Genomic DNA, 23,285 nt, shown 5'->3' on the forward strand with positions numbered 1-23,285 from the left:
GCCGGGAGCGGCGACCCCTGATATGACGCCGCCTGCGGGCGCGCCTGCCTTTCTCGCCGCGCATGGCTGGGGCGGAGCGGACATCCTGCCGCTCGCCGGGGACGCGTCATTCCGTCGCTATTTCCGCGTGCGCATGGGAGAGCGCGGGGCCGTGCTGATGGACGCGCCGCCGCCGCATGAGGACCCGCGCCCCTTCCTCGCGATCGCGCGCTGGCTGGTCGAACGCGGCTTTCCCGCGCCTGCGATCCTGGCAAGCGACGAGGCGGCGGGACTGGTCCTGATCGAGGATTTCGGCGACGCCCGGATGCGCGAGGCGATCGATGCCGCACCCCACGCCGCGACCGATCTCTATGCCGCCGCGATCGACCTGCTCGTCGCGCTGCGCGGGCACCCGGCAGGGGCGCTCAGGCCCTATGACCGGCGGGAGCTTCACCGCGAGGCGGCGCTGCTCACCGAATGGTATTGCCCGGCGATCGGGCTCAACGTCGATGTCGCGGGCTACACGCGCGCGTGGGGCGATGTCTTCGGCCGCTGGGTCGATGCGCCGCCGGTGGTGGTGCTGCGCGATTATCATGCCGAGAATCTGATGCTGCCCGGCGATGGCCGCGTGCTCGGGCTGCTCGACTTCCAGGACGCGCTGGCGGGGCATCCGGCCTATGACCTAGTCTCGCTGCTGCAGGATGCGCGACGCGATGTGGAGCCGTCGCTGGAGGACATGATGCTCGCGCGCTACCGCCAGGCGACGGGCGAGGGCGACGATTTCCTCGACGCCTATCACGTCCTCGGCGCGCAGCGGAACGCGAAGATCATCGGCATCTTCACCCGGCTGTGGAAGCGCGACGGCAAGCCGCGCTATCCCGGCATGTGTCCGCGCGTCTGGGCCTATCTCGAGCGCGACCTGTCCTTCCCCGCGCTCGCGCCGGTCGCGGACTGGTTCGACGCGAACATCCCGCCCGAACTGCGCGGCGATCCGATGGTGTTGAGCGGGACGGACGCCCGCGCATGACCCGGCCCGTCAATCTCCGTCCCGATCCTGGCGCGCCCGTGCCGAAGACCGCGATGGTGATGGCGGCGGGGCTCGGCAAGCGGATGCGCCCGTTGACCGCGACCCGGCCCAAGCCGCTGGTCGAGGTGGCGGGCAAGGCACTGCTCGATCACGTATTCGACCGGTTGCGATCTGCCGGGGTGGAGCGAGCGATCGTCAACGTTCATTACCTTGCCGACGCGCTGGAGGCGCACCTCGCCAACCGGGTGAAGGGGATTGCGGTCACGGTGTCGGACGAGCGTGGGCGGCTCATGGAGACCGGCGGCGGCATCGTCCAGGCGCGTGATCTGATCGGCGATGACCCGTTCCTCGTGGTCAACAGCGACAATCTGTGGGTCGATGGCCCGACCGACGCGATCCGGATGCTGGCTGCGCGGTGGGACGATGCCACGATGGATGCGCTGCTACTGCTCGTGCCGCTGGCGCGCGCGCACAATCACGGCGGGCAGGGTGATTTCCACCTCGACGCGCAGGGGCGGATCGTGAAGCGGCGCCAGAGCGGCCGATTGGCGCCCTTCGTCTATACCGGTGTCCAGATCCTGTCGCCGCGCGTCATCCGCGACTGGCCGGACGGTCCGTTCTCCACAAATTTGTTCTGGAACCGCGCGATCGAGACGGGGCGCGCCTACGGCCTCGTCCACCAGGGACTGTGGTTCGATGTCGGCACGCCGGCGGCGATCGGGCGGACGCAGGCGATCCTTGCCGATGGCTGAGGGCCGGCGGCCCCGGCTCTACACTATCCCGGCGCACCGCGCGTTCGCGGATGCGCTGGTCGCGGGGCTGATCCGGCGCTTTGGCGGCGAACCACTGAGCCTCGCACGCGGCATGGTGCTGCTACCCAACAACAGGTCCAAGCTCGCGGTGACGCAGGCGTTCGTGCGCGCGAGCGGGGGGGCGTTGCTGTTGCCGCGGCTCGTGGTGCTGGGCGATATCGAGGCGGGAGAGGCAAGCGCGGCGGCGCTCGATCCCGCGGGCGATGGCGAGGCGGTGTCGCCAGCGATCGATCCGCTCGCCCGGCGGATGATCCTCGCGCGGCTGGTGCAGGACGAGCGTGCCGCGGGCGGCCGGCCGATCGACGGGGCGGAGGCGGTGCGGCTCGCCGGCGATCTGGCGCGGACGCTCGATCAATTGACGGTCGAGGAGGTGTCGCCGCGGCGGCTGCGCGACCTCGATATCGCGCCCGACCTTCCGCGACACTGGCAGACTTCGCTCGATCTCTTCAATCTCGTCATCGATCGCTGGCCCGAGGAGCTGGCGCGGCTTGGGCGGATCGATGCGGCGGACCGACGTTCGCGACTGCTGCGGCGAATGGCGGAGCGCTGGAAGGCTACGCCGCCGGAAGGGTTCGTGTGCGCGGCCGGCATATCCGATCCCGCGCCCGCCGTCGCGCAGGCGCTGCGCTGCATCGCGGACCTGCCGAACGGTCTGGTCGTGCTTGCGGGGCTCGGCACCGGCCTTAGCGACGAGGAATGGGACATGATCGGGCCGCACGCGCCCGATCCGGTCACCGGGCGGCGCCGGCGATCGATCGAGACGCACCCGCAGTTCCAGCTGAAGCTGCTGGTCGAACGGATGGGGGTTGCGCGGGGCGAGTTCTCCACCTGGCGCGACGGCAGCGATCTCGACGCGAGCATCGCGCGCGGACGCGCCATCGCCGCTGCGCTTGCGCCGCCCGAGCTTACCGCGCGGTGGGGCGATCTCCGGCCCGAGCATCGCCGGCTCACCGGCGTGACCTTTGCCGAACTCGCGACCCCGGCGGAGGAGGCGCAGGCGATCGCGCTTGCGTTGCGCGAGGCGCTGGAAGCGCCCGAGCGGACGGCGGCGCTGGTAACCCCCGATCGCGGGCTCGCGCGGCGCGTGGCGGCGCTGTGCCGGCGCTGGGGGATCACGGTGGACGATTCGGCGGGAAGGCCACTGTCGATCCTGCCGCCCGGCACGTTGATGATCGCGATCCTGGAGGCGGTCGCGCAGGACTTCGCGCCGCTCGCGCTGATGAGCCTGCTCAAACATCCGCTCGTTCGATCCGGCGAGACGCGCGCTGCATGGACGGACGGCGTGCGGTTGCTCGACCGTGCGTTGCGCGGACCGCGCTGTGCCCCGGGTCTTTCGGGTGTGACGGCGCATCTGGCCGATGGCCCGGAGCGCGAGCGCGGCATTCGCGCGGCCGCTGCGGCGTGGTGGCCGGAAGCGGCGGCGGTTCTCGAGCCGGTCGAGCGCACGCTCGGCGCGGCGCGGACGCTCACCGAAATGGTCGGCGCGCTGCGCGAGGCGGCGTCGGCGCTCGCCGGCGATGCGGTCTGGGCGGGGCCGGCGGGGCGCGCGGCGGCGGAGATGCTCGCCGACCTCGAACGCGAGGCGGCGCGGGGGCCGGCGGGGCTTTCGGCCGAGACACTGGCGACGATGCTCGGCACGCTGATGGACGAGGTTGCGGTGCGTCCGCAGCAAGGCGGGCATCCGCGGCTTGCCATCTATGGGCTGATCGAGGCGCGGTTGCAGAGCGCGGACCTTGTGGTGCTCGGTGGACTTAACGAGGGGAGTTGGCCGTCGGTGCCTGCGCCCGATCCGTGGCTCGCGCCGCGCATCCGTGCCGAACTCGGGCTGGCGGGGCTCGAGCAGCGCATCGGCGTCGCGGCGCATGATTTCGGGCAGGCGCTTGGCGCGGCAGAGGTGCTGGTGACGCGCAGCCGACGCGACGCGCGCGGGCCTGCGATCGCGTCGCGACTGTGGTTGCGACTGGAGGCGCTGGCGGGCGAGCGGTTCGAGCGCGCGCGCGATCTGGAGGCTTGGACGCACGCGCTCGACGCGCCGGGTGAGCATGTCCCGGCCGATCGCCCAGCGCCGATGCCGGCGCGCGCGCTTCGCCCTACCGCGATCTCGGTGACCGAGGTCGATCGGCTGAAGGCGGACCCTTACGCATTCTACGCGCGGCGCGTGCTGAAGCTGATGCCGCTCGACGCGATCGATGCCGATCCGTCGGCGGCGTGGCGCGGCACCGCAGTCCACGGCGTCCTGGAGGCTTGGGCGAAGGAGGATGACTGCGCGCTCGATGCGCTGCGTCCGCGCGCGCTGGCGATGCTCGACGATCCGGCGGCGCACCCGCTGCTGCGCGCGTTGTGGCAGCCGCGCCTGATCGCCGCGATCGACTGGATCGCCGATCGTATCGCCGCCAACCGGGCAGAGGGGCGCGACGTGCTGCGTGCCGAAGGGCAGGGGGGAATCGAGATTGCGGGCGTGACGCTGTCCGGCCGGTTCGACCGGATCGACCGGCTGGCGGACGGCACGCTCGGCATCATCGACTACAAGACCGGTTCGGCGCCGTCCGCCAAGGCGGTGCGCGCGGGTTACAGCCAGCAATTGGGGCTGCTGGGGTTGATCGCGGAACGTGGCGGGTTCGAAGGCCTTGCGGGCACCGCGATGGCGTTCGAATACTGGTCGATGGCGCGTGACGGTGATGGTTTCGGCAAGATCTCGACCCCGGTCGACGCGGCCGAAAAATACGGGCGGATCAAGACCGAGGATTTCACCGCGATCGCCGCGCACAATTTCAGCGAGGCGGCGGGGAAATGGCTGACCGGGGACGAGTCCTTCACCGCCAAGCTTGTCCCCGAATACGCGCCCTTTGCCGACTACGACCAGCTGATGCGCCGCGACGAGTGGTATGGCCGTGACCGCTGACTTCGCGAAACCGCTACCTCCGCTGAAAGGCGCGCAGGGGCAGGCCAGCGATCCGGCGACGCATGTCTGGCTGTCGGCGTCGGCCGGGACGGGCAAGACGCAGGTGCTCGCGGCACGGGTGTTCCGCCTGCTCCTCGCCGGTGTCGATCCGGCTGCGATCCTGTGCCTGACCTTCACCAAGGCAGGCGCGGCCGAGATGGCAGGGCGGATCAGCCAGCGGCTGGCGGCGTGGGTGCGGATGCCGTCGACGGAATTGAGCATGGACCTTTCCGCCCTCGGTGAGAGTCCAAACCCTGTTCTGAAGGACCGCGCGAGGACACTGTTTGCCAAGGTGCTCGAAGCGCCGGGCGGTGGTTTGCGCATCCAGACGATCCACGGTTTTTGCCAGGGTTTGCTCGCCGGTTTTCCGGTCGAGGCGGGGCTGGTGCCCGGTTTCCGGCCGCTTGAGGCGCGCGAAGAGACGTTGCTGGCGCGCGAGGCGCTGGCGGCGATGCTCGTCGAGGCAGAGGCGGCGGGACGCAGCGGGCCGGTGGAGGCGATCGGCGTGCTGTCGCTGCGATTGGGCGAGGAGGGGGCGGAAGGCTTCCTGCGCGACTGCGCGCGGGCCCGCGACGCGCTGGAGGCGTTGCCATCCGGTATCCCGCCCTTCCTTCGGCGCGCGTTCGATCTGCCCGCGGGCGATGTCGAGGCAGCGATCCTCGACGCGTGCGGGGACGACGCGATCGACCGCGAGGCGCTGGAGACGATCGCTGCGCTCAACCGTGCATGGGGAACGAAGGGGGGCATCGGGCGCGCCGACGCGATCGGCCTGTGGCTCGCGGCCGAACGTGAGCAGCGTGCCGCGACGCTCGATCAGCTCCATGCGGTCTGGGCGAAAGCGGACGGCGATCCGCGGTCATTTGACAGGGGGCAGGCGCCATCCGACCCGGCCTATGCCGATCTCGCGATGCGGATGCATGGGCACTGCGGCCGCCTGCTCAACCTGCGCGTGCAGGCCGCCTATGCCGATCTGCTCGCGTCGGCGCTCGAGGTCGGCCGCGACTATGCCCGCGCCTATGCCGCCGCCAAGCGCGCGCAGGGCGCGGTCGATTTCGACGATCTGATCGCGGCGACGGTGGCGCTGCTCCAGCAGGACGGGATCGGCGACTGGATCCGCTACAAGCTCGACCAGACGACCGAGCATGTCCTGATCGACGAGGCGCAGGACACCAACGTCGCGCAGTGGACGATCGTGCGTGCGCTGGTGGACGAATTCTTCGTCGGGCGCGGCATCCATGCGCCGTCGACGCGCACGCTGTTCACGGTCGGCGACTACAAACAGGCGATCTTCGGCTTCCAGGGCACCGATCCGCAATTCTTCGAAGCCGCGCGGGTGTTTTTCGACGCGAAGGCGAACGCGGCGCGGGGCGATGACGACATGCCCGATGACGAGCGCGGCGCGCCGATGGCGCAATTGTCGCTCGTCCATTCCTTCCGCTCGACCGAGCCGATCCTGGAATTCGTCGATTCGGTGATCGACACCGTCGGCGCCGATGCGCTCGGCCTCGCCGACGGGGTCGAGCCGCATGCGAGCCAGGTGCCGGGGGCGGGAACGGTGACGCTGTTGCCGCCCGTCGTCGCAGGCGGCTCCGGCGACGACGAGGAGGGCTGGATCGACGATGCCGTGCGCGAGAATGCGACGCGGATCGCCAGGATGGTGCGCGGCTGGATCGATGAGGGGCTGCCGCTGCGTGGCGGCGCGGTCACGCCAGCCGATGTGATGATCCTCGTCAAGCGGCGCGGCGATCTGGCGCAGTTGCTCGTCGCCCGCCTGCATGCCGAGGGGGTGCCGGTCGCGGGCGTCGATCGGCTCCGGCTGAACGCGCCGCTCGCGGTGCAGGACCTGCTGGCCGCGGTGCGCTTCGTCCTGCAGCCCGACGACGATCTGAGCCTTGCGAGTCTGCTCGTCTCACCGCTGATCGGCTGGTCGCAGGAGCAGCTGCTGGCGGCGGCCGCGCCGCGCTCGGGGAGTCTCTGGCGGCATCTGCAACGCAATCCAGCGATCGATCTTTCGGCCCTGCTCGGCCTGCTGGCGCGCGCCGATTTCACCACGCCGTATCAGTTTCTCGAGGAGATCCTGTCGGGGCCGCTCGACGGGCGGCGCCAGCTCATCCGGCGCCTCGGCGAAGAGGCACGCGACCCGATCGAGGAGCTTCTGAACGCGAGTCTCGCCTTCGAAACGCAGAGCACGCCGTCGCTCCAGCGCTTTCTCGACTGGTTCGACCGCGGCGATGTCGAGATCGTGCGCGATGCCGGGGCGCCATCGGATGCGGTGCGGGTGATGACCGCGCACGCGGCGAAGGGCCTGCAGGCGCCGGTCGTGATCCTGGCCGACGCGACGTCGGACCCCGATTCCTCGCCGCGATCGGTGCTGCGCTGGACGCCGGAGGGACTCGACGCGGCGATCCCGGTCATCCGCCCGCGCACCGCCGAGCGGATCGAGGCGCTGGCACCGGTGATCGACGACGCGAAGGCGCGCGAGCGGGCGGAGCATTGGCGGCTGTTCTACGTCGCGGCGACGCGTGCGGAAGAGCGACTGGTCGTGGCGGGGTCGCTGAGCGCGAAGTGGAATGGCGTGCCGCCCGAGGCGAGCTGGTATGCCGCCGCGGACCGCGCGCTCGAAGCGCTGGGCGCGCCGACGGTGGAGGGCGAACGGCACTTCGAGGGGCGCGCGCCGCAACCGGCGGTGCGGGGCAAGCGTGCCGCTCCGAGCGTCGCGGTGGCGCCCGCCTTGCCCGGTTGGGCGCATACAGCCGCGCCGCAGGAGGCCCGCCCGCCGCGCCCGCTCTCGCCGTCCTCGCTCGGCGACGACGCGGTCCCCGATCCGCCGCCGACGCCGGCGATGCGTGCCGCGGCCGAGCGCGGGCGGCTGATCCATGCGCTGTTCGAGCGACTGCCCGGCATCGCCCCCGCCGATCGCGAACGTGCGGCGGATCGATGGCTGGCCGAAGTCGGGCAGGTCGAGGATTCGAACACGCGCGCGACAATCGCGGGGGCCGTGCTTTCGGTGTTGGCCGATCCAGCGATGGCCGATCTCTTCGGTCCCGATTCGCTCGCTGAGGCGCCTATCACCGCCGTCGTCGGCGACGGGCTGGTTGTCGCCGGCACGGTCGATCGGTTGCTGGTGCGTGGCAATCAGGTGCGCATTGTCGATTTCAAGACGGGTCGCCAGGTGCCGCGCGGGATCGAGGAAGTGCCCGAATATCACCTGCGCCAGATGGCCGCCTATGCTGCCGCGCTGCAGGTAATCTTTCCGGCAGCGACGGTGGAGGCGGCGCTGCTCTATACCGCCGCGCCCCGCCTCATCACGCTGCCGCCTGACATGCTGGAGGCGCACAAGCCGCGCTTGACCGCGCGCGAGGAAGGCTTGGCCGCCGGCGCTTGAGTGCGACCCCGCGCATCCCTAGATTGCCCTTCAAGCAAGGAGAATTTTCCGATGGCCACCAAGAAGATCACCGATTCCAGTTTCGATGCCGACGTGCTCGGCGCCGACAAGCCGGTGCTCGTCGATTTCTGGGCGGAGTGGTGCGGGCCGTGCAAGATGATCGGGCCGAGCCTGGAGGAGCTGTCCGACGAACTCGGCGAGCAGGTGACGATCGCCAAGATCAACATCGACGAAAACCCCGACGCGCCGGGCAAATACGGCGTGCGCGGCATCCCGACGATGATCCTGTTCAAGGGCGGCGCGCCTGCCGCGACCAAGGTCGGCGCGGAGCCGAAGGGCCGGATCAAGGCGTGGCTCGAGGACGCGCTGGCTTAACGACTTTACGGTTGATGGCATGGGAGGCCGGGATCTGATCGACGGATTCCGGCCTGCGTGTGTGGGTGCCCGCGCTAGCTTCGGTAATCGGCGTTGATCGAGATGTAGCCGTGGGTCAGGTCGCACGTCCAAACGGTCGCGCGGCCATCGCCCAGCCCAAGATCGACCCCGATTTCGATCTCTTTGCCCTTCAGATGGGCGGAGACTGGCGCCTCATCATAGCCTTCGACCGCCAGACCGTCGCGTGCGACCTCCGTATCGCCGAAGCGGATCGACAGGCTGTCGCGCTCGGCCGGCTCGCCTGCCTTACCGACCGCCATGACAACACGGCCCCAATTCGCGTCCTCGCCCGCGATCGCGGTCTTCACCAGCGGCGAGTTCGCGATGCTCATCGCGATGCGGTGGGCCGATCGGTCGCTCTCGGCGCCGGTCACAGCAATCTCGATCAGCTTCGTCGCGCCCTCGCCGTCGCGCACCACGAGCATCGCGAGCTGGCGGCACAGGTCGTTCAGCGCCGAGCGGAAGGCATCGGCGCCGGGGCTGTCATCATCGGTAAGCGGCACGTTGCCCGCCTTGCCGGTCGCGAAGGCGAGCACGGTGTCGCTGGTCGAGGTGTCGCCGTCCACCGTGATGCACGAGAAGCTCGGCGCGTTGGCGGAGAGCAGCGCGCGCTGGAGCCAGTCCGCCTCCACCGCCGCATCGGTGAAGATGAAGCCAAGCATCGTGGCCATATCCGGCGCGATCATCCCCGATCCCTTGATGATGCCGGCGAGCGTCACCGTGCGCCCGTCGACGACCGCAGTGGTCACCGCGCCCTTGGGATAGGTGTCGGTCGTCCCGATCGTCTCCGCCGCCGCGCGCCAGTCGGCGGGGTCGGCGGTGAACGCCGCATCAAGCCCGGCTTCGGCCTTGTCGATCGGCAGCGGCACGCCGATCACCCCTGTAGAGGCGACGAACACATCGGAAGGCTTGCACCCGAGATGCCCCGCCGTCCGCGCCGCGATCGCCTCCACCGCTGCCCGCCCGCGGCTGCCGGTAAAGGCGTTCGAATTGCCCGCGTTGACGACGAGCGCGCGCGCCTCGCCCAGAACCAGCGCCTTGCGGCACCACTCCACTTCGGGAGAGGGGCATTTGCTCTGCGTTAGCACGCCCGCGACCGCGGTGCCGGGATCGACCGTCACGAAGGTCAGATCGCACCGATCCCAGGTCTTATATCGCGCGCGCGCGACGCGAACCGACACGCCCGCGATGGCTGGCATTTCGGGGAAGGGCAAGGCGAGCGGGGAGATGGACGTGTGCATGCAGGGCGACATAATCCGCCCAAGACGAATGTCACGGCCGAAAGCTTGACCAAGAGGGTTGGCCAAGCCATCTTCGTTCCATGACGATTCACGTCAACATCGGAGAAGCCAAGACGCGATTGTCCGAACTGGTCGCGGCGGCCGTGCGCGGCGAAGACGTCGTTCTTGCCAAGGCCGGCGAACCGCAGGTGCGGCTGATTCCGGTCAGCGGCATCGAGGCAAGCCAGCAGGCGCGCGAGCGGATCGCGACCGGTCGTCGCGCGGCTATCGGGATGTGGCGCCACAAATTCCAGACGATGCCGCAATTCGATATCCGGTCGATGACGATGTCGGATGCCGAGTGGGAAGAGCATTATCGGAAGAAATTTGGCGATCCTGCTTGATACCCATGCGCTGGTCTGGGTGGGGATTGGCGATCCCCGGCTGAGTGAGGCGGCGCGAAACGCTATCCTCGATCCGGACCAGCAGGTTCTCATCAGCGCGGTGACGGCCTACGAGTTCGTCGACCTCAATCGACGCGGGCGTTTCGGTGCGGACTTGCCATTTGCGGAAATCGCGACGCAACTGGGCGCGTCGATCATGGACTATCCAGCTGCATGCTCGGTCATCGCCGGGTTGTTGCCACTGCTGCACCTCGATCCCGTCGACCGCATGCTAATCGCCTTTGCCGTTCATTCGGACCTGCCGATCGTGACGGCAGACGCCACGATCCGCCAGTATCCCGTGCGCGTCATCTGGTAAGCGAATTGGATTGGACGGAAGGCCGCCGACTTCCTATGTCCCGCCTGCGATGAACCTTCTGCTCCTTCTCTCTGCCCTGATTTCGGCGCTGACCGGCGTCGGTGGCGGCGTGCGGGATGGGCAGGCGGTCCAGGCGGTGGCGGAGCGGCGGGCGACTGCAGTTGCGGCCGCTACGGTCGTGCGGACACAGACCATTCGCCCTGTAATGTCTTTGCCGACGCTTGCCCGGCAGGCGTTCCCGACCGCATTTGTCCTGGTTTTCGTGAATCCGTTTGCTCCGATTTATGCGAGCCGCCGGCGCGAGTAGCGAGATGCCCGTCGCCCGAAATTGCGGCGATCCTCGTGACATTTTCTCCCAATCGGCGCGGCCCGCTTTCACGCAGGCCCGCGCGTTCAGACCATCAGGACACCACCGTCATGCTCGGCAGCATCGCCAAATCGCTCTTCGGCTCGTCGAACGATCGTTACGTCAAGTCGCTCAGCCCAACGCTCGCGAAGATCGCGAGCTTCGAACCCACGCTCCAGGCGATGTCGGACGCGGACCTTGCCCAGCAGACCGGGCGGTTCCGCGAACGGCTGGCGGGGGGCGAGACGCTCGACCAGATTCTTCCCGAAGCCTTCGCGACCGTTCGCGAGGCGGCGAGCCGCGTGCTCGGCCAGCGGCATTACGACGTCCAGATGGTCGGCGGCATCGTCCTTCACCGCGGCGAGATCGCCGAGATGCGCACCGGTGAGGGCAAGACGCTCGTTGCGACGCTGGCCACCTATCTGAACGCGCTGCCGGGGCAGGGCGTCCACGTCATCACGGTCAACGACTATCTTGCCGCGCGCGACGCCGACTGGATGGGGCAGGTCTACCGCTTCCTCGGCCTGACGGTCGGCACGATCATCCCGAACCTGACCGACGAGCAGCGCCGCGACGCGTATCATTCGGACATCACCTATGGCACGAACAACGAATTCGGCTTCGATTATCTGCGCGACAACATGAAATATGATCGCGCGTCGATGGTCCAGCGCCCGTTCGCGATGGCGATCGTCGACGAGGTCGATTCGGTGCTGATCGACGAGGCGCGCACGCCGCTCATCATTTCCGGTCCCACCGACGACAAGTCCGATCTCTACATGCAGGTCGATGCGGTCGTGAAGCAGTTCGGCGAGGAGGATTACGAGAAGGACGAGAAGCAGAAGTCGATCATCCTGACCGAAGCCGGCACCGAGCGCGCCGAGCGGATGCTGGAGGCGGCGGGGCTGCTCCAGGGCACGAACCTCTATGATTTCGAGAATACACAGGTCGTCCACCACCTGAACCAGTCGCTCCGCGCGAACAAGATGTTCAAGGCCGACACGGATTACATCGTGAAGGACGGCAAGGTCGTCATCATCGACGAATTCACCGGGCGCATGATGGACGGGCGGCGCTGGTCCGATGGCCTGCATCAGGCGGTCGAGGCGAAGGAAGGCGTGACGATCGAGCCCGAGAACCAGACGATGGCCTCGATCACCTTCCAGAACTATTTCCGCATGTATCCCAAGCTTTCGGGCATGACCGGCACCGCCGCGACCGAGGCGGCGGAATTCTACGATATCTACAAGATGAACGTCGTCACCATCCCGACGAACGTGCCGGTGCAGCGCGTCGATGAGGAGGACGAGTTCTACAAGTCGACCGAGGAGAAGTTCGCGGCGATCGCGAAGCGCATCCGCACGCATGCGGAGCAGGGCCAGCCGGTGCTCGTCGGCACCGTGTCCATCGAGAAGTCGGAACTGCTGTCGGCATTCCTCACCCAGGAGGGTGTCGAGCATGAGGTGCTGAACGCGCGCCAGCACGAGCGTGAGGCGCACATCGTCGCACAGGCCGGCCGCAAGAGCGTGGTGACGATCGCCACCAACATGGCGGGTCGCGGCACCGACATCCAGCTGGGGGGCAATCTGGAATTTCGGGTTGGCGACGAGCTTGCCGATCTGCTTGAAGGTCCGGAGCGCGATGCCGCGATCGAGCGCATCCGTCAGGAAATCGCCGCCGAAAAGGCCGAGGTGCTGGCGGCGGGCGGGCTGTTCGTGCTCGGCACCGAGCGGCACGAGAGCCGGCGCATCGACAACCAGCTGCGCGGCCGCTCGGGGCGTCAGGGCGATCCGGGGCTCAGCCGTTTCTACCTCAGCCTCGACGACGATCTGCTGCGCATCTTCGGCCCGGATACGCTGTTCGCCAAGATGATGCGGTCGAACATCGAGGACGGCGAGGCGATCGGGTCGAAGTGGCTGTCAAAGGCCATCGAGACCGCGCAGAAGAAGGTCGAGGCGCGCAACTACGATATCCGCAAGCAGGTCGTCGAATATGACGATGTGATGAACGATCAGCGCAAGGTCATCTACGAACAGCGCGCCGACATCATGGATGCGGACACGATCGGCGATGTGGTCGAGGACATGCGCACCGAGACGGTCAACGCGGTCGTCGGCGAGGCGTGTCCGGTCGGCAGCTATCCCGAACAGTGGGACGTGGCGGGCATGAAGGCACAGCTAACCGAACTGCTCAACATCGAGCCGCCGGTCGAGGCGTGGCTGGACGAGGAATCGATCGATCCCGAAATCGTGCTGGAGCGGGTGAAGGCAGAGGCTGACGCGATGGTCGCGCAGAAGGAATCGGAGCTGGAGCCCGATACGTGGCGCCAGATCGAGAAGTCGATCATGCTCCAGACGCTCGACCATCACTGGAAGGAGCACCTGTCGACGCTCGATGCGCTGCGCCAGGTCGTCCATCTGCGTGCCTATGCGCAGAAGACCCCGATCAACGAATACAAGCAGGAAGCGTTCATGCTGTTCCAGCGGATGCTCGATGCGATCCGCGAGGATGTGACGCGCACGATCGGGCACGCCCAGTTCCAGATGCAGCCGGTTCCGGAATTGCCCGAGCTTCCCGACTTCATCACCACACATTTCGATCCGTTCTCGGGCGAGGACGACACGCGCGATTTCGACGCGGGCGCGTTTTCGGGGGTGACGACCCAGCTGCCGCCGCTCCAGATGCCACAGCCGCAGGCGTCGGATCTCGGCACCGATCCCTCGACCTGGGACGGGCAGGTTAGCCGCAATGCGCCGTGCCCGTGTGGTTCGGGGCGCAAATACAAGCATTGCCACGGTGCGGTCGGCGCGCCGGTGGAATGAGGACTGCGGCATGAGAAAAAAGGCCTCGCGGATCGTCTCCGCGGGGCCTTTTCTACAAGACGAAGCTGGTTGCTTTACCGCTTGGGCAGCACCACCGTCGGTCCGATCCGGTCGGCGACTTCGCGCGCATTGAAGGCGCGGACGTTGTCGGGGCCGGGATTGCCCTTGCGCATCACGATCTCGGCGCTCGCTTCGTAGCGATCGACGGTGCGGACGTCGAAATCGTCCCAGCCGAACCCGCCGAAGCCGCCATAACCGAAGCCGCCACCGAACCGGCGCCAGCCATAAGGCCGACCGTAGAAATTCCACGAGGGACCCCAGAACCCGCCAAAGCCATAGCGCGGGCCGAAACCGGGCGTCGAATAGGTCTGCGCCTGACGATCGGTGTCACGCTGGACCATGATGAAATAGTCATAGCCGTTCTGGAGCGTCAGTTCGGCCGCACGGAACAGCAGATACCGCTCCACCGTGTCGCGATCGGTCACCGTATTGCCGGCAAACGTCACCAGGAACCGGTTCGATTCGACCTGCCGCTCGCTATAGCCGGTGCGGTTGAAGCCCGATCCCGTCGCCGGGCGGTAGGGGGTTTCCGTGGCGCAGGCCGACACCAGCAGCGTCGTTCCGGCCAGTGCGGCGATGACGGCACCGCGACCCAGTTTACTTGCTCTCATTTGTCCGTCTCCGTGTTCGCCGAGGGGCGAAACGCTCCTGCGTTTTAGTGTCCCCCAGTGGAACGTGCGATGAACGACTTGGCTCCGTCAACCAACGGTTCGTCGCGGCGCCCGGTCGCGGCAGGTTCGAGCGTGTTTGGGGGCTGGCGGCAAAGCGCCGGGGGCGCTAGCCAGCGCGCGGCATGAAGCACGCAGGCATCAAGAACGGGGGCATGAAGGACTGGCTCCACTTCGCGACCCGCTTGGCGCGCAACCCGCGCGCGGTCGGCGCGATCGCGCCGTCGGGGGCGCGGCTTGCCCGGCTGATGGCGGCGGAGGTGGATTCGATCGGCCATGGCCGCGTGCTGGAATTGGGGCCGGGCACGGGATCGATCACCCGCGCGCTCGTCGCGCACGGCATCGCGCCCGACCGAATCGTCGCGATCGAGGCCGATGCGCGTTTCGCGCGGACGATCGCGAAGAAGTTCCCCGGCATCACCGTCATCCAGGGCGACGCCTTCGATCTGAAGCATCTGGAAGGCGATGAGCCGTTCGATGCGGTGATTTCCGGGATTCCGCTGCGCAATTTTCCCGGCGAGCGCGGGCAACAACTGATCGAGGGCATGCTCGATCGGCTACCCGGCCACGGGCTGTTCGTGCAGTTCTCCTATGGGTTGCGCCCGCCTGTCGAACGCCGCAATGGCCTGGGCGTGCGGCTGGCGGGGACGAGCTGGCGCAACGTGCCCCCAGCGCGGGTCTGGGTGTATCGCAAGACTGCGTGATTGTCGGGAAAGAAGGCGATGAGCGCAACCGCATCGCGGCGTTCGCTTCGGTGGCTCCCTGAGTAGGATTCGAACCTACGGCCGCTCGATTAACAGTCGAGAGCTCTACCGCTGAGCTATCAGGGATCGTTGCCGAGGGCGCGTCTATAGCCCGCGCGCGGCGGGATGCAACCCAGATTGTGGGCCGATTATGACAGAAACTGCTCCATCGTGATCCGGTCGTCGAGCGCATGTTCGGGGTCGAACAGCAGCGTCAGTTCGCGGGCGCGGTCCATCGCGATATCGACCTGCGCCACGTCGCGAATCTCGCGCTGGTCCGCGACGGCGGAGACGGGCCGCTTGTCGGGTTCGAGGATGCGCAGGGACACCCGCGCCTTGTCGGGCAGGATCGCCCCGCGCCAGCGCCGCGGGCGGAACGGGCTGATCGGGGTCAGCGCGACCATGCCCGAGCCGAGCGGCAGGATCGGTCCCTGCGCTGAGAGGTTGTAGGCGGTCGAGCCGGCGGGGGTCGCGACGAGGATGCCGTCACAGGCCAGTTCTTCCAGCACGATGCGGTCGTTCACGGTGATCTCGATCTTGGCGGTCTGCCGCGTCTCGCGCAGCAGCGACACCTCGTTGATCGCGGGGAGGCGGTGAATGCGACCGTCGATCCCGGTCGCGGTCATCAGCAGCGGCGTGACCTTGAACGCCTTCGCGCGCTCCAGCCGACTGTCGATGTCGTGCGGGCGCCATTCGTTCATCAGGAAGCCGACGGTGCCGAGGTTCATGCCGAATACTGGCACCGCAGGTTTGCGCCATTCGAGCATCGTGTGGAGCGTCTGGAGCAGGAAACCGTCGCCGCCGAGCGCGATGATGACGTCGGCCTTCTCGATATCGACCCAGTCATATGCGTCGGCGAGCGCGTTTGCGGCCGCCTGCGCCGGCGGGGTCGGTGAACTGACGAGCGCGCGCCGTGGGTAGAGGGTCATCCGCCAGTCACGCTCATGTGGCGGCTGACGGCCGGCGCCTCCCCGGCGCCGATGCGGAAATCGTGCGCGCGCGGTTTCGTTGCGACCGCCGAGTCGATTGCTGCATCGAGCCCGGCGACGCCGCCTTGGCGCAGCGCGGCCTTCAGATCGACCGCCTCCTCATGCCCCAGGCAGGCGTGAAGCTTGCCCTCCGTCGTCAGCCGGACGCGGTTGCAGCCGTCGCAGAAATTGTTGGTAAGGGGCGAGATCAGCCCCAGCCGCGTCCTGGTCCCCTCCACGCGCCAGTATCGTGCCGGACCGCCGGTGCTGCTGTCGTCGCGCACCAGCGGAAACAGCGCGGAGAGGTCGTCGAAGACGGCGGTCAGCGGCACGAACCGATCCGCGCGATCCTCATCGATGGCGCCGAGCGGCATCGTCTCGATGAGGGTCAGGTCGTGACCCTCGGCGATGCACCAACGCAGCATGTCGGCGATGGCGTCGTCGTTCAGGCCCTTCAGCGCGACCATGTTGATCTTGACCGCAAGCCCCGCGTCGCGTGCCGCGGCGATGCCGCCGAGGACCTGATCGAGATCGCCGTGGCGCGTGATGAAGCGGAATGTCCCGGCGTCGAGGCTGTCGAGGCTGACGTTGATCCGCCGCATGCCGGCATCGAACAGCGCGCCCGCATGGTCCGCCAACCGGGTCGCGTTGGTCGTCATCGTCAGCTCGTCGAGGCCCCCTTGCGGACCATTAGCGCCGACATGGCGGCCGAGGCGCCGCGCGAGGTCGATGACATCGCGCCGCACGAGCGGTTCGCCGCCCGACATGCGCACCTTGCGCACCCCGCGGGCGATGAAGCGTTCGGTGATGATCGCCAGTTCGTCCAGGCTCAGCAGCGCCGCGCGCGGAAGGAAGGTCATCTGCTTCGCCATGCAATAGCGGCAGCGCAGGTCGCAGCGATCGGTCACGGAAATGCGCAGATAGCGGATTGCCCGTCCGAAGCCGTCGACGAGCCCGGACGGCGGCGACAGCAAAGCCTCCGGGGGTAAAACGTCGCGGGGTGCGGGGGCGTCGGCCATCTGTGCCGAGCTAGGACGTCACGCCGGCGATGTGAAGGGCCACGCGGCATTTGCGCCGGCTGCGGCTCGGGCTACAGCGATGCGTGTGGGGGAGCGACAGGAACACATGCAGACAGACGCGCCGGACGCCGTTTCGATCCACGGTGACGCGCCGGGCATCGCGGCGGCGGCGCTGCAGGCGGGGTTGCGGATTGCTGATGACGGTGCGGTGATCGTGGTCACGACGATCATGGCGGTCGAGGATGCGGCGGACGAGGCCCGGCAACGGCGCCAGGCGCTTGTTGCGATCGTCGGCGCCGATGACGCGGATGCCGCGATCGAGGCGGGGGCGACGCATGTCGTGAGCGCGAACGCCGATCCGGCCGAGGTCGCGCGCACACTGCGGCTGGCGGTGCGCCACGTCCGCCGCCTGCGCGACCTGCCCTCGCCCGCGCGCCGCCGGGGGGAGAGCGAGGTGGTGCCGGCGTGGGTCACGGCGGCGCGCCCGGTGGCGCTGGCGCTCATCGCGCTGACCCGGTTCGATGTCGTGAACGCCGCCTATGGCCGTGCACGCGGCGACCGGCTGCTGGAGAGCGTGCTGGCGCGGCTGCGGAGCGTGGTCGGGCCGGGTGCGCAGGTTGAGCGGCTCGACGGGGCGGAGGTGCTGATCGCCTGGCCAGACCCGGCCGGGGCGAGCGACGACGCGATCGAGCAGGCGCTGGCGGAGCCGTTCGATATCGATCGCACCGCGATTCTGCTCGGCAGCCGAGTCGCGGTGCTTCCCGTCGTGCAGGGCGATGTGGCGGACACGCTGCGGCATCTGCGGTTGCGGATCGAGGAGCCGTCGGCGTCGCCGCTGACCGGATCGGTGCTTGTCGAGCAGCTCGCGATCGACGTCCACCGCGCGATCGAGAATGGCGAGATCGGCGTCCTCTTCCAGCCGCAGGTCGTGATCGCGACCGGAGCGATCAGCGGAGTGGAGGCGCTGGCGCGCTGGGCGCACCCGACCCGCGGCGAGATCGGTGCCGAACTGCTGTTCGCCGCGGCTGAGCGCGCGGACGTTGCGCTGCCGCTGTCGGAGCATGTCCAGGCGGCGGCCATCGCGGCGGCGGCGGCGTGGCCCGAATCGCTCGCGCGGCTCCGGCTGTCGATCAACGTGACGGCGGCCGATCTTGCCCGCAGCGACTTCGCGCCGAGGCTGCTCGCGCAGGTGGATGCCAGCGGCTTCGCGCGCGGGCGATTGACGGTCGAGATCACCGAAAGCGGGCTGATCGCCGAGCTCAATTCGGCCGCGCGCCTGCTGTCGCATCTTCGCGGCGCGGGGTGCCACGTCGCGATCGACGATTTCGGGACGGGCTATTCCAGCCTCGCCTATCTGAAAGCGCTGCCGCTCGACTATCTGAAGATCGATCGCAGCCTGACCGTCGACATCGCCGGCTCCGACCGCGACCGGGTGGTGGTGCGCGGGGTCATCGCGATGGCGCGTTCGCTGGGGCTGGAGACGATCGCGGAAGGGGTGGAGGATGCGCGCCAGCGCGATCTGCTCGCGGCGGAGGGTTGCACGCTGTATCAGGGCTATCTCTGCGCGCCGCCGCTGACCGGCGCGGCGCTGGTCGATCTGGTGGAGGGGCGATGAGGCATATTCTGGCGGCGACAGCGGTCGTGATTGTGGCGGCGACGCCCGCGGCCGCGCAGGCGCAATCGGCGCAGCAGGCGATCACGGCGGAAATGGCGAAAAGCGCCGCCGGCTGGAACGGCGGGAATCTCGATGCCTTCGTTGCGGTGTATGCCTCGGACGCCATCTACGCCGCGGGTAACGAGATCGCGCGAGGGCGCGACGCAATCGCCGCGCGTTATGCGAAGAGCTTCGCGAACGGCACGAACACGCGCGGGCGGCTCGCGTTTCAGCCCGTCGCGTGGCGAACTTTGAGCCCCGTGCACATGCTCTTCGTCGCGCGCTGGACGCTGACGGGAGCGAAGACCGAAACCGGGCTGACGACGCTCTTGTTCGAGCGGCGGAAAGAGGGCTGGCGGATCATTTCGGATCACAGCAGCTAGGAGCGAGAATACTCCCCTCCCTGGAAGGGAGGGGAGGGGTGGGTGGGCTTCCACAAACGCTGAGCCAACCGGAGAGCAACCCACCCCCGGCCCCTCCCTTCCAGGGAGGGGAGTCAGGACCCCGCCGCCTTCGCCAGCCCCTTCGACAATTGCAGCGCGCCGTTCAGCCGCGCCTGCGGGTCCGGCCAGTTCCGCGTCAGCGCCAGCTTCGAATCCGGGCGCAGCTTCGCGATGCCGCCCAGCCTTTCCACATAGGCGAGCAGCCCGTCGATGTTCGGCGGCTTGTCGTCGTGGAAGGCGACGAGGGCGCCCTTGGGTCCGACGTCGATCTTCGCGACGCACGCAATCTTAGCGTTCAGCTTGATCTCGATGACCTTGACCAGATTGTCGGTCGCGTCGGGCAGCGGGCCGAACCGGTCGATCATCTCGGCAGCGAACGCATCGATCTCGCGGCGGTCGTCGAGCTCGTTCAGGCGGCGGTAGAGCCCCATGCGAAGGTCGAGATCGGGGACATACTCTTCCGGGATCAGGATCGGCGCATCGACGGTGATCTGGGGGGAGAAGTCGCGCGGGCGCTGGAACGCGCCGCCGGCCTTGGCGTCCATGATCGCCTCCTCCAGCATCGCCTGGTAGAGTTCGTAGCCGACCTCGCGGATATGCCCGGACTGCTCATCGCCCAGCAGGTTGCCCGCGCCGCGAATGTCGAGATCGTGGCTCGCCAGCTGGAAGCCGGCCCCCAGCGAATCGAGGTCGCTCAGCACCTTCAGCCGCTTCTCTGCGGTGTCGGTCATCTGTCGCTCCGGCGGGGTCACCATATAGGCGTAGGCGCGGGTCTTCGATCGCCCGACCCGCCCGCGCAGCTGATAGAGCTGGGCGAGGCCGAAGCGGTCGGCGCGGTTGACGATGATCGTGTTGGCGCTCGGGATGTCGATCCCGCTTTCGATGATGCTGGTCGAGACGAGCACCTCGAACTGCTTGTCGTAGAATGCGCTCATCCGTTCCTCGACCTGCGCCGGCGCCATCTGGCCGTGCGCGATGACGTAGCGGATCTCCGGCACGTCCTTGCGCAGATACTCCTCGATATCGGGCAGGTCGGCGATGCGCGGCGTCACGAGGAAGCTCTGCCCGCCGCGATAATGTTCGCGCAGCAGTGCCTCGCGCAGCACCACGGGATCCCACGGCATCACATAGGTGCGCACCGCGAGGCGATCGACCGGCGGGGTCTGGATCACCGAGAGCTCGCGCAGGCCCGACATCGCCATCTGCAGCGTGCGCGGGATCGGCGTCGCGGTGAGCGTTAGGACATGGACGTCCGCCTTCAGCGCCTTCAGCCGCTCCTTGTGCGTCACCCCGAACCGCTGTTCCTCATCGACGATGACGAGGCCGAGGCGCTTGAAGTCGACGCCCTTGGCGAGCAGTGCGTGAGTGCCGACGACGATGTCGATGCTGCCGTTTGCCAGACCGTCCTTGACCTGTTTCGCCTCCGCTGCACCGACGAGCCGCGACAGCCGCCCGATCTCGATCGGAAACCCCTCGAACCGGCTCGAGAAGTTGATCGCGTGCTGGCGCGCGAGCAGCGTCGTCGGGCAGACGACTGCGACCTGCATCCCCGCCATCGCCGCGACATAGGCCGCCCGCAGCGCGACCTCGGTCTTGCCGAAGCCGACATCGCCGACGACGAGCCGGTCCATCGGCTTGCCCGCGCCGAGATCGCCGAGCACATCGCCGATCGCGCGGTCCTGATCGTCGGTTTCCTCATACGGGAAACGATCGACGAAACTGGGGTAACCGCTGTGATCCGGTTCCGCGACCTGCCCCTCGCGCAGCGCGCGTTCGGCGGCGACCGCGATCAGCTCACCCGCGATCTCGCGGATGCGTTCCTTCATGCGGCTCTTGCGCCGCTGCCACGCCTCGCCGCCGAGACGGTCGAGCGCCGCGCCGTCCTCGCCCGATCCGTAGCGCGACAGGACCTCGAGATTCTCGACCGGCACGTAGAGCTTGTCGCCGCCCGCATATTCCAGCGCGACACAGTCGTGCGGCGCCTTGGCGACCGGAATCTGGGTCAGCCCGATATAGCGGCCGATGCCGTGATCGACATGCACGACGAGATCGCCCGGCGACAGCGTCGCGAGCTCGGCGAGAAACGCGTCGGCCGACTTGCGTCGCTTGGCGCGGCGGATCAGCCGGTCGCCGAGCATGTCCTGCTCGGTCAGCAGCGCAATTCCGGGCGCGGTGAAGCCGTGGTCGAGCGGCAGGACGATGAGCGCCGTCTGCGTTTCGCCGACGCCGAGCGCCTCCTGCCACGTCTCGACCGCCTTCGCGCCGGTCAGGCCGTGATCGTTCAGCAGGTTTGCGAGCCGATCGCGCGCGCCGACCGAATAGCTGGCGAGAATGGCCTTGCGCTTGTCCTTGCGCAGCTTGCCGATGTGATCGACGACCGCCTCATAGACGTTCGCTGCGTTCGCGCGCTCGGGCGCGAAATCGCGCGGGCCATCGACATCGAAATCGAGGACGGTCGCGCTTTCGGGCTCGTGAAACGGGCTGACGAGATGCGCGGGCGCGGCGGCAAGCCCTGCGGCCCACTCCGCTGGGTCGAGATAGAGCGACGCGGCGGACAGCGGGCGATAGCTTCCTGGCTGCGATCCCTCCGCGCGCATGCGGTTCTCGTAATAATCGGCGATCGCTTCGAAACGTTGCTCGGCGGCCGCCGCGACGCCCGAATCGCGCACGACGATGGCACCTTCTCCCAGATGGTCGAAGAACGTGGACAGCTTGTCCTCGAACAGCGGCAGCCAATGCTCCATCCCCGCCAGCCGCCGCCCTTCGCTCACCGCCTGGTAGAGCGGGTCGCCGGTCGCGGTCGCGCCGAAGCGGTCGCGGTAGCGCGCGCGGAAACGCTTGATCGATTCGTCATCGAGCAGCGCTTCGGACGCCGGTAGCAGGGTGAACCCGTCGATGCGGCCCGTCGTGCGCTGATCCTCGGGCGCGAAGGTGCGCACGCTCTCGATCTCGTCGCCGAAAAAGTCGAGCCGCAGCGCCTGTTCCTCCCCGCTCGGGAACAGATCGACGATGCCGCCGCGCACTGCATATTCGCCCGCGTCGTGGACGGTATCGGTGCGGACATAGCCGTTCGCCTGCAGCAGCGCGCCGAGCGTGTCACGCCCGATCCGCTCGCCCGGCGCGAGCTTCGCCACGAGCTGACGGATGCGGAACGGGGTCAGCACGCGCTGCGCAGCCGCATTGGCGGTGGTGACGACGAGCTGCGGACGCGTCGCCTTCGCCTGCAGCCGGTGGAGCGCGGCAACTCGCTCTGCCATCACCCGCAGCGTCGGCGACGCGCGATCGTAGGGCAGGCAGTCCCAGGCCGGAAAGGTGACGACCTCCAGCTCGGGCGCGAAATACGGTGCGGTCGCGGCGATGGCGCGCATCGCGTTCTCGTCGGGGGCGATGAACACTGCCCGCGTCGTCGCGGCACGCGCGAGATCGGCGAGGAGCGGGGGCAGGAAGCCGTTTGTTACGCCCGAAAGGGTCAGCGGGGCCTTGGCGGCGAGGATGGTCTTCAGGTCGGGCATGGAGGTTCCTGCGAACGTACGCGAGAGGCCTAGGTCAAAATGTGCTCTCGCGAAGGCGGGAGCCCAGGCTGGATTCCCGCCTTCGCGGGAATACAAATGGCTTCAAAGACTTCGGCCGCTACTTCGCCACCGCCACGTAATCGATATCCCGCATCGCCTGCATCATCGACCCCTCCCAACGCGCCGGGACCGATTGCGTGCCGAGCGCCCAGGCCATGATATCGACGTCCTGCTCTTCCAGCAGCGCTTCGAACAGATCGATCTCGTTCGCCGACCAGCCTGCGGAATACGCGTCGAAATACCCGCCGATCATCATGTCGGCCTCGCGCGTGCCACGGTGGTGGGCGCGAAAGTGCAGGCGCTTCAGTCGGGTCTCGCGGTCCATCACGGCTCCATAGGCAAACGCCCCGTCGCCGATTGGCGCGAGGATCAATCTTCTCCGTTCGCCCTGAGCTTGTCGAAGGGCCGTCTTTTCTCCTACCGAAGCGA

At 68.1% G+C, this 23,285-nt stretch carries 18 protein-coding genes and 1 tRNA gene; 12 read left to right on the forward strand and 7 right to left on the reverse strand.

The features are described from left to right. The first annotated feature begins 22 nt into the window (after positions 1 to 22). Genes BOS5A_RS07235 through trxA form a run of 5 tightly spaced genes read left to right on the forward strand, consistent with a single transcriptional unit; the run spans position 23 to position 8,519 of the window. Complete coding sequence (locus BOS5A_RS07235; protein ID WP_151955882.1) at positions 23 to 1,006, forward strand: aminoglycoside phosphotransferase family protein; 984 nt, start codon at positions 23 to 25, stop codon at positions 1,004 to 1,006. After that, on the forward strand, positions 1,003 to 1,758 hold the full coding sequence (locus BOS5A_RS07240; RefSeq protein ID WP_151954582.1) for a nucleotidyltransferase family protein: 756 nt from the start codon (positions 1,003 to 1,005) through the stop codon (positions 1,756 to 1,758). Before BOS5A_RS07235 ends, BOS5A_RS07240 begins: the two co-directional genes overlap by 4 nt. Then, positions 1,751 to 4,720: a double-strand break repair protein AddB gene (gene addB, locus BOS5A_RS07245; protein ID WP_151954583.1), complete on the forward strand. Its 2,970-nt coding sequence runs from the start codon at positions 1,751 to 1,753 to the stop codon at positions 4,718 to 4,720. Before BOS5A_RS07240 ends, addB begins: the two co-directional genes overlap by 8 nt. Beyond that, positions 4,704 to 8,144 carry a double-strand break repair helicase AddA gene (gene addA, locus BOS5A_RS07250; protein ID WP_151954584.1) on the forward strand — a complete coding sequence of 1,147 codons (3,441 nt, stop codon included), beginning with the start codon at positions 4,704 to 4,706 and terminating at the stop codon, positions 8,142 to 8,144. The genes addB and addA overlap by 17 nt, the downstream gene beginning before the upstream one ends. Before the next feature lie 51 nt (positions 8,145 to 8,195). Further along, positions 8,196 to 8,519 (forward strand): thioredoxin TrxA, encoded by a 324-nt coding sequence (gene trxA, locus BOS5A_RS07255; RefSeq protein WP_151954585.1) that lies wholly within the window; start codon positions 8,196 to 8,198, stop codon positions 8,517 to 8,519. Between the two features lie 74 nt (positions 8,520 to 8,593). Here the strand turns inward: trxA and argJ are convergent, their stop codons facing one another. Beyond that, the gene (gene argJ, locus BOS5A_RS07260) at positions 8,594 to 9,820 is read right to left on the reverse strand and encodes a bifunctional glutamate N-acetyltransferase/amino-acid acetyltransferase ArgJ (RefSeq protein WP_151954586.1); all 1,227 of its coding nucleotides are present in this window, start codon (positions 9,818 to 9,820) and stop codon (positions 8,594 to 8,596) included. Between the two features lie 80 nt (positions 9,821 to 9,900). Between argJ and BOS5A_RS07265 the strand changes: the two genes are divergently transcribed. The 4 genes from BOS5A_RS07265 to secA all read left to right on the forward strand — a co-directional run bounded on the left by BOS5A_RS07265 (position 9,901) and on the right by secA (position 13,729). Further along, complete coding sequence (locus BOS5A_RS07265; RefSeq protein ID WP_151954587.1) at positions 9,901 to 10,203, forward strand: type II toxin-antitoxin system Phd/YefM family antitoxin; 303 nt, start codon at positions 9,901 to 9,903, stop codon at positions 10,201 to 10,203. Then, positions 10,187 to 10,561 carry a type II toxin-antitoxin system VapC family toxin gene (locus BOS5A_RS07270; RefSeq protein WP_199857274.1) on the forward strand — a complete coding sequence of 125 codons (375 nt, stop codon included), beginning with the start codon at positions 10,187 to 10,189 and terminating at the stop codon, positions 10,559 to 10,561. The genes BOS5A_RS07265 and BOS5A_RS07270 overlap by 17 nt, the downstream gene beginning before the upstream one ends. 49 nt (positions 10,562 to 10,610) lie before the next feature. Further along, the gene (locus BOS5A_RS07275) at positions 10,611 to 10,868 is read left to right on the forward strand and encodes a hypothetical protein (RefSeq protein ID WP_151954589.1); all 258 of its coding nucleotides are present in this window, start codon (positions 10,611 to 10,613) and stop codon (positions 10,866 to 10,868) included. A gap of 110 nt (positions 10,869 to 10,978) precedes the next feature. Then, positions 10,979 to 13,729, forward strand: a complete 2,751-nt coding sequence (secA, locus tag BOS5A_RS07280; protein ID WP_151954590.1) for a preprotein translocase subunit SecA — start codon at positions 10,979 to 10,981, stop codon at positions 13,727 to 13,729. A 74-nt stretch (positions 13,730 to 13,803) separates the two neighbouring features. Here the strand turns inward: secA and BOS5A_RS07285 are convergent, their stop codons facing one another. Then, positions 13,804 to 14,400 carry a CC0125/CC1285 family lipoprotein gene (locus BOS5A_RS07285; RefSeq protein ID WP_151954591.1) on the reverse strand — a complete coding sequence of 199 codons (597 nt, stop codon included), beginning with the start codon at positions 14,398 to 14,400 and terminating at the stop codon, positions 13,804 to 13,806. A 182-nt stretch (positions 14,401 to 14,582) separates the two neighbouring features. Between BOS5A_RS07285 and BOS5A_RS07290 the strand changes: the two genes are divergently transcribed. After that, entirely contained in the window at positions 14,583 to 15,161 is a 579-nt protein-coding gene (locus BOS5A_RS07290) for a class I SAM-dependent methyltransferase (protein WP_151954592.1), read from the forward strand. A gap of 51 nt (positions 15,162 to 15,212) precedes the next feature. Here the strand turns inward: BOS5A_RS07290 and BOS5A_RS07295 are convergent. From BOS5A_RS07295 to moaA, 3 genes are all read right to left on the reverse strand, one after another. Further along, positions 15,213 to 15,287 (reverse strand) — tRNA-Asn (locus BOS5A_RS07295). Positions 15,288 to 15,349: 62 nt separating this feature from the next. Beyond that, positions 15,350 to 16,129, reverse strand: coding sequence for an NAD kinase (locus BOS5A_RS07300; RefSeq protein WP_151954593.1), 780 nt, complete (start codon positions 16,127 to 16,129; stop codon positions 15,350 to 15,352). Then, on the reverse strand, positions 16,126 to 17,187 hold the full coding sequence (moaA, locus tag BOS5A_RS07305) for a GTP 3',8-cyclase MoaA (protein ID WP_151954594.1): 1,062 nt from the start codon (positions 17,185 to 17,187) through the stop codon (positions 16,126 to 16,128). Before moaA ends, BOS5A_RS07300 begins: the two co-directional genes overlap by 4 nt. A gap of 106 nt (positions 17,188 to 17,293) precedes the next feature. Here moaA and BOS5A_RS07310 point away from each other — a divergent pair, with 106 nt between their 5' ends. Further along, positions 17,294 to 18,802: a bifunctional diguanylate cyclase/phosphodiesterase gene (locus BOS5A_RS07310; RefSeq protein ID WP_199857275.1), complete on the forward strand. Its 1,509-nt coding sequence runs from the start codon at positions 17,294 to 17,296 to the stop codon at positions 18,800 to 18,802. Next, positions 18,799 to 19,224 (forward strand): YybH family protein, encoded by a 426-nt coding sequence (locus BOS5A_RS07315; RefSeq protein WP_151954596.1) that lies wholly within the window; start codon positions 18,799 to 18,801, stop codon positions 19,222 to 19,224. Before BOS5A_RS07310 ends, BOS5A_RS07315 begins: the two co-directional genes overlap by 4 nt. Positions 19,225 to 19,337: 113 nt before the next feature. Here the strand turns inward: BOS5A_RS07315 and mfd are convergent, their stop codons facing one another. Both mfd and BOS5A_RS07325 read right to left on the reverse strand, forming a co-directional pair. After that, on the reverse strand, positions 19,338 to 22,796 hold the full coding sequence (mfd, locus tag BOS5A_RS07320; protein ID WP_151954597.1) for a transcription-repair coupling factor: 3,459 nt from the start codon (positions 22,794 to 22,796) through the stop codon (positions 19,338 to 19,340). Between the two features lie 118 nt (positions 22,797 to 22,914). Then, positions 22,915 to 23,181: an FAD assembly factor SdhE gene (locus BOS5A_RS07325; protein ID WP_151954598.1), complete on the reverse strand. Its 267-nt coding sequence runs from the start codon at positions 23,179 to 23,181 to the stop codon at positions 22,915 to 22,917. Between the last annotated feature and the right edge of the window lie 104 nt (positions 23,182 to 23,285).

Origin of the sequence: Sphingomonas sp. EC-HK361, from assembly GCF_902498785.1 — a bacterium.
In the GTDB taxonomy this organism is placed as follows: Bacteria; Pseudomonadota; Alphaproteobacteria; order Sphingomonadales; family Sphingomonadaceae; genus Sphingomonas.